This is a genomic window from Pseudovibrio sp. W74, assembly GCF_001623085.1.
Taxonomy (GTDB): domain Bacteria; phylum Pseudomonadota; class Alphaproteobacteria; order Rhizobiales; family Stappiaceae; genus Pseudovibrio.
Genome location: NZ_LMCJ01000003.1, coordinates 14,289 through 31,204, shown reverse-complemented (window position 1 = coordinate 31,204; position 16,916 = coordinate 14,289). Strand labels below are relative to the sequence as shown.

The window sequence follows — 16,916 nt, the reverse complement described above, 5'->3', positions numbered from 1 at the left end:
TTGCCTTACGCGTTTGAGGCTTCAGAGAGACCATCCAGCTGGGTGCTGGCAAGGCGTCCGCCATACGCTTTTTGCAGATTCTCAGCGGTGAAGGTTGTTTCCACTGGGCCGTCCGCCACGTGTTGTCCATTGAGCAGCAGAATATGAGAGTAGTAATCACGCACGGTTTCAAGATCGTGATGCACCACAAGAACGGTCTTGCCATCTGCTACCAGTTGGCGGAGCACGGCCACGATTGCTTTTTCTGTTGCAGCATCCACACCGGCGAACGGTTCATCCATGAGATAGACTTCAGAATCCTGCGCCAAAGCTCTTGCAAGGAACACACGCTGCTGCTGGCCACCGGAAAGCTGACCGATCTGGCGGTTTGCAAAATCCTGCATGCCAACGGATTTCAAACAGTCCATCGCCTTTTGACGATGCTTGCGGGATGGCCAACGGAACCAGCCGATTTGGCCGTAAAGGCCCATCAGCACCACATCAATGGCCGTTGCCGGAAAATCCCAATCCACGGCTGAGCGCTGCGGAACGTAGGCGATGCGTTTGAGGACCTTTTCAATTGGCGCACCAAAGACTTTGGTGTCACCAGAGAGTTTCGGGATCAGGCCAAGAGCGGCTTTCAGGAATGTGGACTTACCAGCGCCATTGGGGCCGATGATGGCTGTCAGGCATCCCTTTGGAGCTGAGTACGACACGCCCCAAAGCACAGGTTTGTGGTGGTATGCGACCGTCATGCCCTGCACGGTGAACGGCAGGTCCTGCGGGTTCACAGTTTTTGAGCTGTCGGTGTCATGCAACAAGTGCAGACCGGAGGAACTTCTATCATGCATCTTAGTGACCTGCTCCAAGTTTACCCTGCATACCCTGAGCAGGTGCTTCTCCACCCAGAGCGCGTGTAATCGAGGTCATGTTGTGGTCGATCATACCGATATACGTTCCTTCATAGGTATTGGACTGACCCATCGCATCTGAGAAGAGCTCGCCGCCGACCTCGACCTTGTGGCCTTTGGCTGCGGCACCTTCGACCAGCGCACGTATGTTTCGCTCTGATACTGACGATTCAACAAACACTGCTGTGACTTTGCGGTCGACGAGAAGGTCAACCAATGTCTCAATCCGCTGCAAACCAGCTTCTGAGTTGGTGGAGATGCCCTGAATGCCAACCACTTCCAAATTGAAGTCGCGGCCAAGATAGGTGAACGCATCATGCGCGGTTACAAGAACACGGCGCTCCTGCGGTACCGTCTGGAGGATCTTATCGCCATAATTTGCCAGCTCCTGCACCTGCGCCAGATAGGCTGCTGCGTTGTCGCGATAGTCCTGCTCATTTTCAGGGTCCATGGAGACAAAGGCTTCGGTCACACCATTGATCGCGCCTTGCCAAAGGGTCGGGCTCATCCAGACGTGTGGGTCATAGCGACCAGCGTACGCGGTTGAACCTTCCAGCTTGGCAGAGTCGATGGTTTCACCGATGAAAAAGACAGGCTTACGTTTTTGAAGCTTCAGCAGCAGATCTTCCATCTGCGCTTCCAGAAACAAACCGTTTGCGAAAATCGCATCTGCGCGGCCCATCTTCACCACGTCAGAGCGGGTCTGGCGGTAGGAGTGCGGATCGATGCCTGTTCCCATCAGCGCTTCCACAGTGACGTTGTCACCACCAACGGCACGCACAGCGTCAGCAACCATGCCCACTGTGGCAACTGCATTGATCGGAGCCTTTGCAAGTGCCGCTGACAGGCTGGAAAAGCCTGCGAGAACCATCACTGTCACTGCAAACACAGCAGCTTTGAAGTAGCGCATAAAATCCAACTTTCTAAACCGACTAGAGCAAACTTTCCGGCTCTTCATCTTTCGCAGTTCTCCGACCCAGCCACTTTGTTCCTGGCCAATATCTTCGCCCTGAGCTCTTTAAATAAAGATACCATCAGAATTTCTGCGGGCATCCTGTTTCTTCCTGCAGTCTAGTTGCAACTCATTCTTAATTGCAATATAAAAATGAAAGTTTCTGAAAATCGGTATTTTGCCCCTTCTGTGATGAACTGTGGGACGTGAGCAGAAAGTCGACCATCAATCAGGCCTAGTTGCCATTGCCTCTTATTTGCCAAAGGCTTATTTATAAGAGCAATGGGAGAGACCTGACATGAGCAAGATGGACTTCAATCGCGAATTTGATGCACGACACGGTGAGCTTGTTGCAATCACCGATGAGCTGTCGCGCGTGACCTGCAATAACCCGAGTGCCCTAACGTTTGCAGGAACTAACACTTTCCTTGTTGGTAAAAACGAGGTTGTTGTCATCGATCCAGGCCCGATGGATCTGGAGCATCTGGACGCTTTGATGACGGCCATTGATGGCCGACCCGTGAAGGCCATTCTCGTCAGCCATACCCATGTGGATCACTCTCCACTTGCCGGCCCTTTGAAGGAAAAGACGGGTGCTCCTGTGATGGGGTGCGGGCCTCACAAACGAGCTGTTTCATTTGCTGATATGGCAGAAACGCCCATGGATGCGAGCTCTCAGAAGGACTTTGCGCCCGACGAAGAGCTGGAGGATGGTGCCAAAATCTCTGTTGATGGTGTGACAATTGAAGTGGTTGCGACGCCGGGACACACAGAGAATCACCTGTCTTTCGCCCTTCCTGAGCAAGGTGTGATGTTGCCCGGTGATCACGTGATGGCCTGGTCGACAACCATTGTGGCGCCGCCAGACGGGTCTATGAACGCCTATATGAAGTCGCTGGACAAGCTCATGGCGCGCAGTGAAACCCGCTACTTCCCGTCTCATGGCGGCGAGGTAAACAACCCGAAGGTCTTTCTCCCCCAGTTGAAGCAGCATCGTCAGATGCGCTCCGATGCTATTCTTGAGCGTTTGCGTGCGGGGGATGATGAGGTCATGACCATGGTGAAAGCCATTTACACAGATGTGGACCCAAAGCTGCATGGGGCAGCGGCGCTCAATGTTCTTGCACAACTGGATGATCTCATCGCTCAAGGGGTTGTCATGTGCGATGCGAAGGTTACACTCTCCGCAAAATTCACGTTGCGTGAGCTGACATAGCTCAGCTTACACACTGTCAGGACACCCCAGAGAAACCGATCTCTCCAACACTTAGAGACGTAATGACCAGTATTTTTGACCAGAAGATCGATCGCAGAAACACTCATTCTCTTAAATGGGATGAGATGGAAAGTCGCTATGGCATCAGTCCTGATGACGGTTTGCCGATGTGGGTTGCAGATATGGATTTCCGCCCCCCGCAAGCCGTGAACGACATGGTTGCCCGCGCTGCGGAGCACGGCATTAACGGCTATTACGGCAATGATGCGCCTTACAAAGAGGCTGTCATTTCCTGGATGAAGCGTCGTCACCAGTTCGATGTCTCTCCAGACTGGATCACAACAGTGCCGGGTGTTGTGGCTGGTTACTCCATGGCTATTCAGGCGTTTTCTGAGGAAGGTGATGGCGTCCTGGTGTTCTCACCAGTTTACCATGCGTTTGGCCGCGCCGTGCGCGACAACAACCGCCGCCTTGTAGAAAGCCAGCTGATTGAGCGTGATGGCGCTTATTACATGGACTTCGACAATCTGGCCGATCAGATTGATGAACGCACCAAGATCCTGTTGCTGTGCAGCCCTCACAACCCGGGTGGTCGTGTTTGGACTGCAGAGGAACTGACCCGCATTTGTGAGTTCTGCCTTGAACATAACATCCTGATCATCTCTGATGAGATCCACCATGATCTCATTCTGGATGGCTCCAAGCATGTGGTCACCTCGACCTTGTCTGAGGCGATTGCTGAGCGGACGATTACATTTACATCTGCCTCCAAGACCTTCAATCTGGCTGGATTTGCGACGGCTGCGTGCATCATCAGCAACAAAGAGCTGCGTGATCAAATCCGCAAGGTCTTTACTGCTTGTGGAGTTCACGCCACCCCGCTCGGTTCACAAGCCACAACTGAGGCTTACAACCATGGCGATGAGTGGCTCACTGAGGCTTGCGATTACATTGCGGCCAATCAAGAGCTGCTGATTGAAGGGCTGGAAGCTGCTATCCCCGGCGCTAAAGTGATGCGCATGGCGAGCACCTATTTGCAGTGGGTCGATTTTAAAAATGTTGACCTGCCGTTTGATGAGATCGTCGCTCGAATCCAGAAGCAAGCGAAGGTCGCTGTCAACATCGGCAGCACGTTTGGAAAAGGTGGCGAAACGTTCCTGCGCTTCAATCTCGCCTGTCCAAAATCGACTGTTGAAGAGGCTATCAAACGTTTGGAAGATGTTTTTGCAGATCTTCGCATCCAAACAAACGCTTGATTTCAAAGATATACTTTGAGTTATCAAAGATACGCCCATTTCTGGGCGTATTTTTTTGTGGGGGCGTGACAATTATCACACACACATGCTATAAAATGAGTCATATTGAATTTACAGAGTTCAACGGCTTCCCCGGCTTCAGAACTCTCAGAGTTTCGCGATAGCCTTAAAGCGGTACTCGTTGTTCACGCAAGCTTTCATAACCAGTGCTTCCCCGGCGCTGGTTATGTCGTTTCTGGGCCTGCTTTTATCTCCGGATCATACTCTACCAAACTGGTAGCAGCTCCTTTGACTGGTGCAGGCAGTTTACTGTGCAGGCTTTTGTGAGGGAATTGGCGCGGTCCCACGCTCTTTCAACATGGATGCAATTGAAGGTGGCAGTTCTAACGGAACTTCCAGCAGTGGCACGCTCTCTGAGATTTTTATCCGAGGCGGCTCTTCGGCCTCGTCCTGCAGGACCAGCTCAGGCTCTTCAACCCGGGCTGTGATGCCGTAGTTTTGCAAGAGCACCTTATCCAGACTTGCCAGGAACCCTCTTATGCGGCGGGCATTGGTGCCAAAATCATGACTGCCAAAGCGGGAGGCAGAGCGGATATCCAAAAGTGTACCGACCCTATCAGGCTGGATGCGAATGGCGACATCATCCTTCAAAGAGAAGTATGGCATGCGTGCTTCCATGAGCAGGTAGGTAGGCTCGTCCGGGAAACCCGCGGGCAACTCGTAAATCACCTTCCACCCCATACTGGAGGCGACGCTGGAAACAGCGTTGTGCAGCTCAGGAGGAGGCAGGCGGAACCGGCGTGGGACGATGTCAGGATAGCTGGCCTTTTGCATGAGCTGCTTGTCCTGCCCGATTTCATCATCAATACGATCTCCGGCAATCAGCGCAGGCGGCTCTTCCATATCTGTTGAGACGTCATTGAGTGGCGGGAACAGGTAGAGCCCCAGTGTGGCGATGAAAAGCGGGGCGAGGACGATGGCGCCATAAAACGTGCCCAGAAAGCTGTTGCCAAACCCTTTGCCGCCGTTGTTCCACAGATCAACCACGGCCATGGCGGCCAGCACAATGGCAGCAGCCCCCATGAAAAAGCCGATCACGAAGAGAACGAGCAGCACCTCTGTGTTGAACAGCTCGAAGTAATGGCCTGCAACGGAGAGAATAAGAAACGGAATCGCAATTGCGCCGATACGACGACTGCGCAGGGCAGTGCGAGAATGTCTTAAGGGCAATTGCAGGGTCATTCTATCCCACTCTCTTCAATCTGCAGCTCAGAGTTCAACGTAACCATTCAGCATGAAGGTTACAGCTCTTTACTTTACGATACCAGATACTAGCAGTTCAGAATTACCGAGGGTTGAATACTGCTGTTATTTTCGCGCCGATTTTGAGAGAGGGAGTTGCGGCGGGTGAACCGCCGCATTCGGGAAACGCTATTAAGCAGCAGCGCCCTCACCTGCGGCCTTCAGGCCAACCAGGTCGACAAGATCGGTCAGGCTGTCGAGCAGGTGATCACAATGGTCCTTCAGCTCTTCAGCGGTCAAAGCGCCGGTTGTTACAGCGACCCGCACCATACCTGCGTTTTGGGCTGCATGCATATCGTGAAGGCTGTCACCCACCATGGCAATGTGCTGAGGCTCGATACCTGTGTGCTCTGCAAATCCAAAGAGCTGGCCCGGCTCTGGTTTTTCACCATGTCCGCTGTCGTAGCCCACAACGAAGGTGAAGTAGTCGAGAATGCCAAGGCGCTTCAGCTGCGCAACAGCACTTGCTTCTGTGCCATTTGTCGCCAGACCGATCGGCAAACCAGCTGCAGCCAGAGCCTTGATTGATGATGCTGTATCATCAAATGCTGCAACACAGTCTGCAGCATGGTCCAGAATAAGGTCTTCAATACGGTCCAGGAACGCGCGGTTGAACTCAACACCAAGATGATTGGCCCATGGCTCGCTGTAACCGCTTGGTGGATTAGTCAGAATTGGGCTACCCGGTTGGCAGGCACAGCTGGCGTAATCAAACTTCACGAGATGGCCTAGCTCAGTGGCCAGTTTCAGATTTCCATCTGCCAGATCCATCAGAACATGTTGGAGCACCGTGCCCCATGTCCTATTGAAATCAATGAGAGTTCCATCGCGGTCAAACAGTACGGCGCGCACGTTCATTGTCATTTTCCTTCAGCGCATTTGACGGCTTATATGGGAGACCGTCTTCGGGCGATTACCCGAGCAGAATAGTTCTTATGCAAGCGGCTCAATCTACGCACTTATACAGAGTATTACGAGCACCAATCACTATGAGCGATGCTAATCAATCGGCCACAAGCTTCCTGGCACACTAAATACACAGTTTTTTGTCAGTTTCGCAGTCTGGGAAATCGCGGCCAAATGTCACTCAAAATAGCCTGATACATTAATGGTTTAGTCGCGATAATTTTAACTAGCTCACAACCTGATATCCTATCCTTTTGTATAATAATAATAATTTCCAGAAAGGCCGCTGAGCAATTAGTTAACGTCATGTTTCATGCATTCAAATTGCTGAGTTTATTGGGAAATTCCCCCCTCGAAATTAGATTGGCTTTTTTAGTTTTTTTGGCGCTAACATATTCATGCCCGATTTGAGTATCACTCCTGCATATGAGCTGACGCTTATATCGGGTTATCCGGCTACTCATTCTGGATAAGCATCACGATTTCTGCAACACAACTTGTCCCAAGGGGACGGACTAAAATGGCCTTCGGAACGACTGAGCAACAAAAGAAAAACGCTAAACCTGATCTGGACAAACTTTATCGTCCAGTGGGCATTCAGGCTGTCAATGCTGCGAACTGCTGTAACGGCAAGCAGAAAGAGGCATATCAGCCTAAGGTTCAGGAAGAATATCCTCTTCCGACGGACTGATGCGTCAGGGCTACAAATCAGAGATTCCAGCTTGTTTTTCAAGAACCGAATTGCTTGATTATGTATTCCAATCACATTGATGACTACTTCAATGCGTAAGCCACGCCTTATTAGGGCATGGCTTTACAGAGACTTGATGGCCTAAACGGGCATCTGGTTATCTGAGCAAAAAAGGCGACCCGCAGGATTGCGAGCCGCCTTATTTCTTGCCGAGCCTGTAGAAGCATCAACCGTTATGTCTTCTGCATGACGATCCCACGGCCCTGCCCCATATCTAATTTTGCTTTCAATAGCGGCTCATGTTCTAGCGCTGATAAATGACCAGGCGCACCATGTTTGTGATGCGCTCTGCCTTCATCTGAAATGCATTATGGATACAGGCGTACCTTATCCCACTGGTCTTCTGCACTGTCTCTTTTGAAGACAAATCTGTCATGCAGGCGGAAGGCACGATCGTGCCAGAATTCGATTTCCAATGGTTGCAAAATGCAACCGCTCCAATACCCAGGACGCGGAATATCACCAACAGCATATTTAGCAGCGTATTTGGCAACTTCTTTTTCAAGCGCGAAGCGGCTTTCCAATGGGCGGGATTGTTTGGACGCCCACGCACCAATGCGGCTTTTTCGTGGCCGTGAGTTGTAGTATTCGTCAGCCTGGTCTTCAGTTACGTGGATAACATTGCCACGTACCCGAACTTGCCTGCGCAAGCTTTTCCAGTGAAAACACAAAGCAACCTTAGGGTGAGCAAGAATTTCGCGGCCTTTTGTGCTTTCAAAGTTTGTATAAAACACAAAACCCTGTGGACTGTAACCTTTAAGGAGTAACATCCGTACATTGGGCATGCCATTCTCGTCTACAGTCGCAACTGACATGGCATTAGGATCATTGGGCTCGCTCTTCTCTGCAAGCGCAAGCCATTCACCAAATAGTTGAAAAGGAACCTCTACGCTTTCAGAGTAACTATTTGTAAACTTTTCTTCCAGATTTTGGATGTCACCATTCATAGTTAATAGTCCCTTTAGGATCCTCACACTGTGGATGAACCGGAATTCGTTAAAACAACGGATTCAACCTGAGGCTCTAGTAGTAATATGGCAGTTTTGTATAGCAAGAAAACCCGTTTACGCCAGTCGTGTTTTGTCTCGGCTTCGCTCTTGCTGACACTTCCTGCCTGCACTCAAATGTCCATATCTGTGAACAACAGTGAGTATCAAGAACCTCTGAACCTGACAGAGGCAGTTGATACCAAGCAAAAGGTCGCGGATAGCGAGATTCATCGCACCGACCGTACGGTTATTACGAATACCATTGAGGAAGCTCTGAACGAGAGCGGGCAAACCAAGCACCGGTTTGCACCTATGGCCTGGACCAATCCTGTCAGCGGCAATAGCGGCACAATCACCTCTCTCATGTCTGTTGATAAAACAGAAAGCATTGCGGGTTGTACTGATTTTGTGACCAGCGCAAACACTGTTGGCGGCGTCAGAGCCTATCAGGGGCGCAGCTGCCCGGATACCAATCGTAAAATGAAGATTGTCCAGCTTGCTCCGTTCCAAACCGATGCAACTGTCACTGAATAACTCTTCCTCGCTTCAGTTTCGCAAATGCGACGTGGCCTACTAGATTAAAACCACTGAAATACTCACGTCTGATTAGCTAAGTTCGGCTACGGCTGCTTGCGCCCCATCGAACTCAAGGTTATGTAATGGGTGAGTTATAAACTGCCCTTATTTCAATTTGATGGATGACGATGAGAGATCCCTATTCTGTTCTTGGTGTTAGCAAAAATGCCAGTGAGGCAGAGATCAAGAAAGCGTTTCGCAAACTGGCCAAACAGTTCCACCCAGACCAGAATGCAGACAATCCAAAGGCTAAGGAGCGCTTCTCTGAAGCGAACCAAGCCTATGAAATTTTGGGCGACAAAGATAAGCGCGGACAGTTTGATCGCGGTGAGATAGACGCGGATGGCAAACCCAAGTTTTATGGCGGCCCGGGTGGCGGCGGTGGCTTTGAAGGTTTCCGTAATTCAGGGCGTCGTGGTGGTTTCCGGTTTGAGCAGGGCTTTGGCGAAGGCCACGGCGGTGCCGGCGGCCCTCAGGATGCTGGCGGTTTTGACGATATCCTCAATGATATTCTTGGTGGCTTTGGCGGCGGCAAACGCCGCAGCGCAGGCGGTGGAGAATCTCATTTCCATGCTGGCCCTACCAAGGGAGCTGATGCCAACCTGATTGCACGGGTGACACTTGAAGATCTTGCCCACCATGGCAAGGTTCAGGTGAAGCTGCCAAGCGGCAAGACGGTGAATGTAAAAATTCCGGCTGGCACGCAGAGCGGCGACAAGATCCGCCTGAAAGGGCAAGGTTTTGCCTCTGCCAAGAGTGGTCAGGCTGGAGATGCGCTGGTAGAAGTCCGCATTTCCACACATAAGCTCTTCAAAGTGGATGGAGAGGATGTTCGTGTAGATGTCCCCCTCACCCTTTATGAAGCCGTTCTTGGTGGCAAAGTACGCATTCCAACTCTCAGCGGTGCGGTTAACCTGACAATCCCTGCCAACACCAGCAGCGGAAAGACCATGCGCCTTAAAGACAAGGGTCTGCCGAAGAAAGAAGGTGGCCATGGCGATCTTCTTGTTGGGCTTGAGATTGTCTTGCCAGAACAGACAGATGAAGAACTTGAAAATCTGATGCGCGTCTGGAAAGAAGTGAAGCCATATTCGGCACGCGGTCCAGAGTTCGACTGATCATTACCAATGAGAAAGGCGGGTCACCCCGCCTTTTATTTTACCACGCTTTGAATTTCTCAAAAGCTATGTGCTTCAACGAGCAAAGCTAAGCTTCGATTGCAGCTAAGCTGACTGGCGCTACGCTGTCATCTGGAACAAAGAAATCTGGCTGCAGATTCACTTTCGGATTCACGCGGTACTTGTCAAAATCGGTCATACCGTTTTCCGCCAGCAATGTATCATCAATGAAGAAGTTGCCGGTGGTGTCTGCTGCCAGTTTTGTGAAGATCAGATGCGCGGCATCTGCCAGAATGTCTGGTGTCCGGCTTGCCTGAACCATCATATCGCCGCCAAGCAGATTCTGAACAGCAGCCGTGGCAATGGTCGTGCGCGGCCAAAGAGCGTTTACAGCAATCTTCTTAGAGCGCAGTTCTCCGGCAAGTCCCAGTACAACAAGGCTCATGCCGTACTTGGCAATGGAGTACGGTGTATGGTTCTTAAACCACTTCTCCTGCATATCCAGCGGCGGAGAAAGCATCATGATATGCGGGTTTTCTGCTTCTTTCAGATACGGGATTGCCAGCTTAGAGCAGAGTAAGGTGCCACGCGTGTTGATCTGGTGCATGAGGTCAAAGCGCTTCATGTCGATTTTCTGAACTGGTGTCAGGTTGATCGCACTGGCATTGTTGACCACAATATCGATGCCACCGAACTTTTCAGCCGCCGCCTTCATTGCATTCTCAACGCTCTCTTCGCTTCGCACATCAACCACGAGCGGGAGCGCCTGACCTCCGGCATCCTCAATCTCTTTGGCTGCTGTGTAGATCGTTCCTTCCAGCTTAGGATGCGGTTCTGCCGTTTTTGCAGCGATCACAATGTTCGCGCCATCTTGTGCTGCCCGCTTGCCAATCGCGAGGCCAATTCCACGAGATGCACCGGTAATGAACAGTGTTTTACCCTTCAGACTTCCCATGTTTCCCCCAAATTCCTGAATTGAGATGCGGTGCTGAACACCGCATCTGAACGAGTTAAGCTTTGCTCATAAACTTCATGAAGGCTTCGCGGGCCTCATCAGACTTGAGCAGTTCAGCAAAGAGGCCGATTTCTTCAAAAATGCGCTTTTCAAGCGGCTCACGCTTGCCACGCAGTAGTTCTCTGGAAATGCGCAGGGCGTTTTGAGGCTTGGATGCAACCTTCTGCGCGATCGCAAGCACACGGTCTTCCAGCTCATCAGGAGAGACCACGTGATTGACGAAGCCTGCTTCCTTTGCCATCTCAGCCGTGAAGCTCTCACCCAGTGCCAGCAGTTCGAACGCCTTGTGGTAGCCCATTGTCTCTGGGCCGATCAGCGTTGAGCCCGCTTCAGGAATGATGCCAAGGTCGGTGAACGGCGTTTTGAAGAGCGCGTTTTCTGTCGCAAACACCATGTCGAAGTGGAACAACATGGTGGTGCCCACACCGATAGCAGGACCGTCGATGCCTGCGATTACAGGTCTGGATGGTTCATGAAGTGCGCCGAGGAATTTGCCAACACCGCCAGCTTCCAGGCCTTCGCCTGACATTGCTGCCTTGAGGAAATCTGCGATGTCGTTGCCTGCGGTGAATACGCCTGGGCGGCCAAGCATGACATGGCAGCGGATGCTTTCGTCTTCTGTCTTCAACGCATCTGCCATATCCATGTACATGGCCTGTGTCAGTGCATTTTTCTTTTCTACGCGGTCCATGCGGATGATCTGGACTGCGCCGTCCCGTTCAATACTGATCATGTGTCCCTCCCAAACTGATTGGTGAGGCCTGTTCAGCCTCACCTTTTAAATACGGTTGACTGCCTCTTGGATCAGGCAAGCTCAGCAGCGTCGAATGCAAGGATTGCTTCAGCTGCACGTGTTACGTCGTCTTTCAGCGGTGCGCTCTCACCCAAAACAGTTTCTGCAAAGCTGCGCGCCATCAGGTAGCGTGGCTTCTTCAACGTCTCCGGTGCATCCCTGGATGCCAGAGCACCTTTTGCCAGTAAGCCAGCGCCCAGAGTGATGCCTGCCAAACGCAGATATGGTGTCGCACCTGCAAGCGCTTCCGGGATTTTCCCGTCAGCCTGTGCGCTCAACATCCATTCGGTGGCGGTTTCCAAGTCAGCAACCGCTGCATCAAGCTTGGTGCCAAGATCACCCAGCTCGCCGGTATTGTCTGCGTTTACACTTGCAGCGATCTCTTTGATCTCAGCGATGAGGCTGCGGACCTGATCACCACCAGACATTGGCAGCTTGCGCATCACCAGATCGATGGACTGAATACCGTTGGTGCCTTCATAGATCGGAGCGATGCGCGCATCACGCAGATGCTGGGCTGCGCCGGTTTCTTCAATGAAGCCCATACCGCCATGGATCTGGATACCAAGAGAGGCCACATCAACACCAAAATCAGTGGAGAGGGCTTTTGCGATTGGTGTGAGTAAGCCAGCACGCTCTGCCCAGAACTTCTTCTGATCCGCATCCGGCGCGACTTTCGCCATATCCAGCGCATGTGCGCAGGCGTAACAGATTGCACGGGCAACCTGCGTCTGCGACTTCATGGAGAGAAGTGTACGCTTAATATCCGGGTGAACTGCGATCGGATCCATACCGTCGGTCTTTGACCCGACACCGCGGCCCTGCTTGCGATCCAGTGAGAACGCCAGAGACTCCTGGAAAGCTCGCTCTGCGATGCCGAGACCCTGCACACCCACTGCAAGGCGGGCGTTGTTCATCATGGTGAACATGCAGGCGAGGCCTCTATTTTCTTCGCCAATGAGCCAACCGATTGCACCGCCCCTATCGCCAAAAGACATGGTGCAGGTTGGAGAGCCATGGATACCGAGCTTGTGTTCCACACCAGCTACGGTCACGTCGTTCTTCTCGCCAAGGCTGCCATCGTCATTGACGAAATACTTTGGCACTGCAAACAGTGAGATGCCACGTGTTCCAGCAGGTGCGTCCGGCAAGCGAGCCAGCACCAGATGGACCACGTTGTCTGTCATATCGTGATCGCCATAAGTGATGAAGATCTTCTGACCAGAGATTTTGTAGGACCCGTCTCCCACAGGCTCTGCTTTGGCACGCAGAGCGTTCAGGTCTGAGCCAGCCTGTGGCTCAGTCAGGTTCATTGTGCCTGTCCACTCGCCGCTAGTGAGCTTTTCAAGGTACTTTGCTTTGAGTTCCGGGGAGCCGTGCTTCTCAATAGCCTCTACAGCGCCTGTGGTGAGTGTTGGGCACAAGGTAAAAGCCATGCTGCCCGCATTCCACATTTCAAACACAGCGACGTGGAGCATGTTTGGAAGGCCCTGCCCTCCGTACTCCGGATCACCTGTCAGCGCACTCCAGCCGCCCTGACGCCAACTGGTGTAAGCCTCTTTCCAGCCCGGAGAGGTTTTGACGCTTCCATCGATCAATTGTGCCGGATTTTCATCTCCAACCCTATTGAGAGGCGCGATCTCTTCCTCTGCAAACTTTGCTGCCTCGCCCAGAATAGCTTCGATCAAATCGTCTGAAAGCTCTTCCTGTCCCGGCTGCGCCTGAAGCTGTCCTAAACCTGCTACTTCTTTCAGCGTGAATACAATTTCACTCAGTGGTGCACGATACATTTTGTTTTCCTCCCCTTCTAAGGCCACCTGCCTTCCATATAGGGCCAGCAAACCGCCTTAGAGATGTATTTACGCGTAGTCCTTGCCGACAGCTGGCGGCCACTCCTCGGAAATACGCGTATATTTGCGCATACTCTCATCCGAAAACCGACGCTCACGTCTCGGGAATACGCTATAGCGACTTGACGAATTGGCTTTTGCCCATCAAAAAGCCGCTACAGAATTTTTCCTGTTTGGGACAGTAGTGTGATTAACCTATACGTCAAGCGTCCCTTAGAGGCAGGTTGCCCCCTACATTCGTCTTAGTAAGAAAGAAAAGGTATGAAACTCTGGCGCTTACACCCATCTGACACCCAGTTGGAAGACACGCAAATTTTTCAGGATATTTGCGATGCGCTGAGCGATGGGAAACTCGTCGCGATACCTACTGAGACGGTATATGGATTGGCTGCAGATGCAACCAATGGCAAAGCCTGTGCGAGTATATATGAGGCGAAAGGGCGTCCAAGTTTCAACCCCTTAATTTCTCATATAGACAGTCTGGAAGCAGCACAAACCCACGCTTTTTTTGATGACCGTGCTCTCAAACTGGCCGAAGCCTTCTGGCCGGGGCCGTTGACTCTTGTGTTGCCGAAGCGGCCGACCAGCCCGGTCTCTGATCTTGCTGTAGCAGGCCTTGAGACAATCGCACTCCGAGTGCCTCGCTCCGAGGTGATGCGGGCATTGTGCAAGCATACCGGGCGCCCATTGGCGGCACCTTCGGCCAACCTTTCCGGGCGGATCAGCGGCACGACCGCAGAAGATGTTATCAACGATCTTAAAGATCACTTGTGTTACCTCATCGATTCCGGGGCGACCTCTGTAGGTGTTGAATCAACAATCGTCTCGCTTGTGGGGGACCGCCCAACACTTCTGCGGCCGGGTGGTCTGGCCCGTGAAGACATTGAAGCTGTGCTTGGTGAAACATTGGTGCGTGCAGGAACAGACGACAGCGCCCCAATGGCGCCCGGGATGCTGACATCCCACTACGCTCCCAACTCCCACATTCGCCTGAATGCAGAGGATGTGGCGGAAGGGGAAGCGTTGATTACCTTTGGCGCTAATCTGCCCAAAGGCTCCGATAAAGCTGCCAAGCTGGTTCCTCTCAGCGACTCAGAAGATCTGACCGAGGCTGCTGCACGCTTGTTTACTGCATTGCGTCAGGCCGACCTTGGAGAAAACGGAAAAATTGCGGTCATGCCAATCCCTCATCATGGACTGGGGGAAGCTATTAATGATCGCCTTGCCCGCGCTGCTGCTCCCCGCGATTAAACGCTGTTCAGAACACTGAAAACAGACAGCGCTTTGCCTTCTTCTTTGTATTTTCCCAAGATCTCTCTGGCGCAACCCGTTGAGAGCACAGGATAACTACCCCTGAATACTTTGGGCTTATTGTAGATTTCCTTGTATTTATGCAACACCTAAAGAATAGGTGTTAACCTTTTCTCTTTCCGCTCAGTATGAATTCAAGGAGTGGGGGAAGAATCAGCGTGCAAATTTAAAGAATTGGCCCAATATTACAGTCATGTATTTCTTAGAGATGCAGCGGACCTCCCCCACGAGCAACACAGATTGCTCGCACCTTTAATCCGGGGTTGCGTGTTATACACGCACTCCGGATTTTTCTTGTCTTACTCACGGGACAGCTGGGCATTCCACGCAGGCATAACCACTGAGATTTATCGGCACCTCATCCCAATTACCGAGATAAACTGGAGGGGTGTACAATTGACAGACTGCTCGGCAATGTGGACTTGTATATGTAATTCGCCCAATTTTTCACAGGATTGGATTTAGGTGCCATCACACTAGAGTAAGTGTGCTCACTTCACGCTCCAACTTCGCTACTGGAACGAGCTCTAAAATTGGCTGTGTACCTGACTTCATTTTTAACGGGTTCAATATCTTGAGTACTTTGCTGCTGCACCATCAGGCTTTTTTAAATCATCTTACTCCGCTTGGTCATCCAGAACGTCCCGACCGTTTGCGGGCTATTGATCGTATGCTTGAGAACGAAAGGTTCTTTATGCTGGATCGCGATATCGCACCATTTGGAACGTTTCAGGATATTGCCCGGGTTCACAGCTCTGACTACATCAACTCTATCCACAATATGAACCCTGAAGAGGGCCTTATCGACTTTGCGCCAGACACCAATCTGTCTCCGGGCAGCTGGGAGGCGGCGATGCGAGCTGTTGGCGGCTCAACACGCTGTGTCGATGAAGTGATGAGTAAACGCGTTTCCAACGCTTTTGCGGCATGCCGGCCTCCAGGACACCATGCAGAGTCAGCTCTTACCTCTGGTTTTTGCCTGTTTAATAATGCCGCAATTGCAGCCCGCTATGCACAGGACGTTTATGGGCTTGAGCGTGTGGCGATCATGGATTTTGACGTTCACCACGGAAACGGCACTCAGGAAATCTTCTGGAACGACCCAACCGTGATGTACACCTCCACTCACCAGATGCCGCTATTTCCAGGCACCGGTGCAGTGAATGAAACGGGTGAGCACAACAACATTGTCAACGCCCCACTCACGGCAGGCGATGATGGAACTCAGTTCCGCGAGGCCCTTGATTACGCGATTTTGCCGCGTATCCGTGAATTCTCACCGGATCTGATTATTATCTCCGCGGGCTTTGATGCTCATGAACGTGATCCACTTGGCGGCCTGCGCCTCACAGAGCTGGACTTTGCGTGGGCGACCCGCAAACTCATCGAAATTGCGGATGATTGCTGTCAGGGACGTGTCGTTTCGCTTTTAGAAGGTGGGTATGATCTGGAAGGTCTTGCGCGATCTGCCGCCGCTCATGTAATGACATTGATGGATTACTAATTGGGAGTGCACCTACTCCCGACTGAGCGAGGACAGTTTGGTGACAGAAGAAGCAGCCGGTTCCATTGAAAACCTTTCCTTTGAGCAAGCATTAGCTGAGCTGGAAACCATTGTTCGCAATCTGGAGCAAGGCAACGTGCCTCTGGAAAAGAGCATTGAGCTTTATGCTCGGGGAGAAGCCTTGCGTGAAAAGTGCGATGGCTTGCTCAAAGCTGCTGAAGAGAAGGTAGAAAAAATCCAGATGAACACATCTGGAAACGCAGTTGGCACAGAAGCACTGGACGAGCAATAAATTCAGCCAATATGGAATAGAAATTCTAGTTATAAACACAATAACTAGAATTCTCTCTCTAGTACACGCGTTCATTTTTTCAACAGACCCCGCCATGAGCGGGGTTTTTGTTTGCGCCTGATTCAACAGGAACACTGTTTTACTTAAATGATAAAAATTTCGTGATAATTTATTATTTAGCCTACTAAATAAAAT

The 16,916-nt window shown here is 51.5% G+C and carries 16 protein-coding genes; 8 read left to right on the top strand and 8 right to left on the bottom strand.

The annotated features are described in order from the left end of the window. Positions 1-5: 5 nt before the first annotated feature. Positions 6-830, bottom strand: coding sequence for a metal ABC transporter ATP-binding protein (locus tag PsW74_RS02510; protein ID WP_063287286.1), 825 nt, complete (start codon positions 828-830; stop codon positions 6-8). 1 nt (position 831) lies between these two features. Then, positions 832-1,800 (bottom strand): zinc ABC transporter substrate-binding protein, encoded by a 969-nt coding sequence (locus PsW74_RS02505; protein WP_057464903.1) that lies wholly within the window; start codon positions 1,798-1,800, stop codon positions 832-834. A gap of 340 nt (positions 1,801-2,140) precedes the next feature. On the opposite strand from PsW74_RS02505, the gene PsW74_RS02500 reads away from it, so the two are divergent. Both PsW74_RS02500 and PsW74_RS02495 read left to right on the top strand, forming a co-directional pair. Beyond that, a complete protein-coding gene (locus PsW74_RS02500) occupies positions 2,141-3,058 on the top strand; it encodes an MBL fold metallo-hydrolase (protein ID WP_063287285.1) in 918 nt (305 codons plus the stop codon). Between the two features lie 62 nt (positions 3,059-3,120). Then, the gene (locus PsW74_RS02495) at positions 3,121-4,314 is read left to right on the top strand and encodes a MalY/PatB family protein (protein ID WP_057464901.1); all 1,194 of its coding nucleotides are present in this window, start codon (positions 3,121-3,123) and stop codon (positions 4,312-4,314) included. Between the two features lie 306 nt (positions 4,315-4,620). Here the strand turns inward: PsW74_RS02495 and PsW74_RS02490 are convergent, their stop codons facing one another. Beyond that, entirely contained in the window at positions 4,621-5,556 is a 936-nt protein-coding gene (locus tag PsW74_RS02490; RefSeq protein WP_063287284.1) for a DUF1499 domain-containing protein, read from the bottom strand. A 192-nt stretch (positions 5,557-5,748) separates the two neighbouring features. Further along, positions 5,749-6,474, bottom strand: a complete 726-nt coding sequence (locus PsW74_RS02485; protein WP_208987801.1) for an HAD family hydrolase — start codon at positions 6,472-6,474, stop codon at positions 5,749-5,751. Between the two features lie 568 nt (positions 6,475-7,042). Between PsW74_RS02485 and PsW74_RS28800 the strand changes: the two genes are divergently transcribed. Then, positions 7,043-7,213: a hypothetical protein gene (locus tag PsW74_RS28800; protein ID WP_167550269.1), complete on the top strand. Its 171-nt coding sequence runs from the start codon at positions 7,043-7,045 to the stop codon at positions 7,211-7,213. Positions 7,214-7,581: 368 nt separating this feature from the next. On the opposite strand, the gene pdxH is transcribed toward PsW74_RS28800, so the two are convergent. Further along, positions 7,582-8,199: a pyridoxamine 5'-phosphate oxidase gene (gene pdxH, locus PsW74_RS02480; protein WP_193757733.1), complete on the bottom strand. Its 618-nt coding sequence runs from the start codon at positions 8,197-8,199 to the stop codon at positions 7,582-7,584. Positions 8,200-8,397: 198 nt separating this feature from the next. Here pdxH and PsW74_RS02475 point away from each other — a divergent pair, with 198 nt between their 5' ends. Together PsW74_RS02475 and PsW74_RS02470 are read left to right on the top strand one after the other, a co-directional pair. Continuing rightward, positions 8,398-8,796: an RT0821/Lpp0805 family surface protein gene (locus PsW74_RS02475; RefSeq protein ID WP_208981734.1), complete on the top strand. Its 399-nt coding sequence runs from the start codon at positions 8,398-8,400 to the stop codon at positions 8,794-8,796. Between the two features lie 170 nt (positions 8,797-8,966). Next, positions 8,967-9,956: a J domain-containing protein gene (locus tag PsW74_RS02470; protein WP_063287443.1), complete on the top strand. Its 990-nt coding sequence runs from the start codon at positions 8,967-8,969 to the stop codon at positions 9,954-9,956. Between the two features lie 88 nt (positions 9,957-10,044). On the opposite strand, the gene PsW74_RS02465 is transcribed toward PsW74_RS02470, so the two are convergent. The 3 genes from PsW74_RS02465 to PsW74_RS02455 form a co-directional block, all read right to left on the bottom strand. Next, on the bottom strand, positions 10,045-10,911 hold the full coding sequence (locus PsW74_RS02465; protein ID WP_063287281.1) for an NAD(P)-dependent oxidoreductase: 867 nt from the start codon (positions 10,909-10,911) through the stop codon (positions 10,045-10,047). Positions 10,912-10,966: 55 nt separating this feature from the next. Further along, positions 10,967-11,704 carry a crotonase/enoyl-CoA hydratase family protein gene (locus PsW74_RS02460; RefSeq protein ID WP_057464896.1) on the bottom strand — a complete coding sequence of 246 codons (738 nt, stop codon included), beginning with the start codon at positions 11,702-11,704 and terminating at the stop codon, positions 10,967-10,969. Between the two features lie 71 nt (positions 11,705-11,775). After that, positions 11,776-13,554 carry an acyl-CoA dehydrogenase gene (locus PsW74_RS02455; protein ID WP_063287280.1) on the bottom strand — a complete coding sequence of 593 codons (1,779 nt, stop codon included), beginning with the start codon at positions 13,552-13,554 and terminating at the stop codon, positions 11,776-11,778. 321 nt (positions 13,555-13,875) lie between these two features. Here PsW74_RS02455 and PsW74_RS02450 point away from each other — a divergent pair, with 321 nt between their 5' ends. The 3 genes from PsW74_RS02450 (at position 13,876) to PsW74_RS02440 (ending at position 16,721) form a co-directional block, all read left to right on the top strand. Beyond that, on the top strand, positions 13,876-14,865 hold the full coding sequence (locus PsW74_RS02450; protein WP_063287279.1) for an L-threonylcarbamoyladenylate synthase: 990 nt from the start codon (positions 13,876-13,878) through the stop codon (positions 14,863-14,865). Positions 14,866-15,508: 643 nt separating this feature from the next. Next, positions 15,509-16,429 (top strand): histone deacetylase family protein, encoded by a 921-nt coding sequence (locus PsW74_RS02445; protein ID WP_057465023.1) that lies wholly within the window; start codon positions 15,509-15,511, stop codon positions 16,427-16,429. Positions 16,430-16,469: 40 nt separating this feature from the next. Further along, positions 16,470-16,721, top strand: coding sequence for an exodeoxyribonuclease VII small subunit (locus tag PsW74_RS02440; RefSeq protein ID WP_057465022.1), 252 nt, complete (start codon positions 16,470-16,472; stop codon positions 16,719-16,721). Positions 16,722-16,916 lie beyond the last annotated feature (195 nt).

Coding starts and splice junctions, on each gene's coding strand:
- PsW74_RS02485 (WP_208987801.1), bottom strand. CDS start 6,474: ATGAACGTGCGCGCCGTACTGTTTGACCGCGATGGAACTCTCATTGAT.
- PsW74_RS02460 (WP_057464896.1), bottom strand. CDS start 11,704: ATGATCAGTATTGAACGGGACGGCGCAGTCCAGATCATCCGCATGGAC.
- PsW74_RS02450 (WP_063287279.1), top strand. CDS start 13,876: ATGAAACTCTGGCGCTTACACCCATCTGACACCCAGTTGGAAGACACG.
- PsW74_RS02495 (WP_057464901.1), top strand. CDS start 3,121: ATGACCAGTATTTTTGACCAGAAGATCGATCGCAGAAACACTCATTCT.
- PsW74_RS02475 (WP_208981734.1), top strand. CDS start 8,398: ATGTCCATATCTGTGAACAACAGTGAGTATCAAGAACCTCTGAACCTG.
- PsW74_RS02490 (WP_063287284.1), bottom strand. CDS start 5,556: ATGACCCTGCAATTGCCCTTAAGACATTCTCGCACTGCCCTGCGCAGT.
- PsW74_RS02465 (WP_063287281.1), bottom strand. CDS start 10,911: ATGGGAAGTCTGAAGGGTAAAACACTGTTCATTACCGGTGCATCTCGT.
- PsW74_RS02510 (WP_063287286.1), bottom strand. CDS start 830: ATGCATGATAGAAGTTCCTCCGGTCTGCACTTGTTGCATGACACCGAC.
- PsW74_RS02455 (WP_063287280.1), bottom strand. CDS start 13,554: ATGTATCGTGCACCACTGAGTGAAATTGTATTCACGCTGAAAGAAGTA.
- PsW74_RS28800 (WP_167550269.1), top strand. CDS start 7,043: ATGGCCTTCGGAACGACTGAGCAACAAAAGAAAAACGCTAAACCTGAT.
- PsW74_RS02500 (WP_063287285.1), top strand. CDS start 2,141: ATGAGCAAGATGGACTTCAATCGCGAATTTGATGCACGACACGGTGAG.
- PsW74_RS02505 (WP_057464903.1), bottom strand. CDS start 1,800: ATGCGCTACTTCAAAGCTGCTGTGTTTGCAGTGACAGTGATGGTTCTC.
- PsW74_RS02470 (WP_063287443.1), top strand. CDS start 8,967: ATGAGAGATCCCTATTCTGTTCTTGGTGTTAGCAAAAATGCCAGTGAG.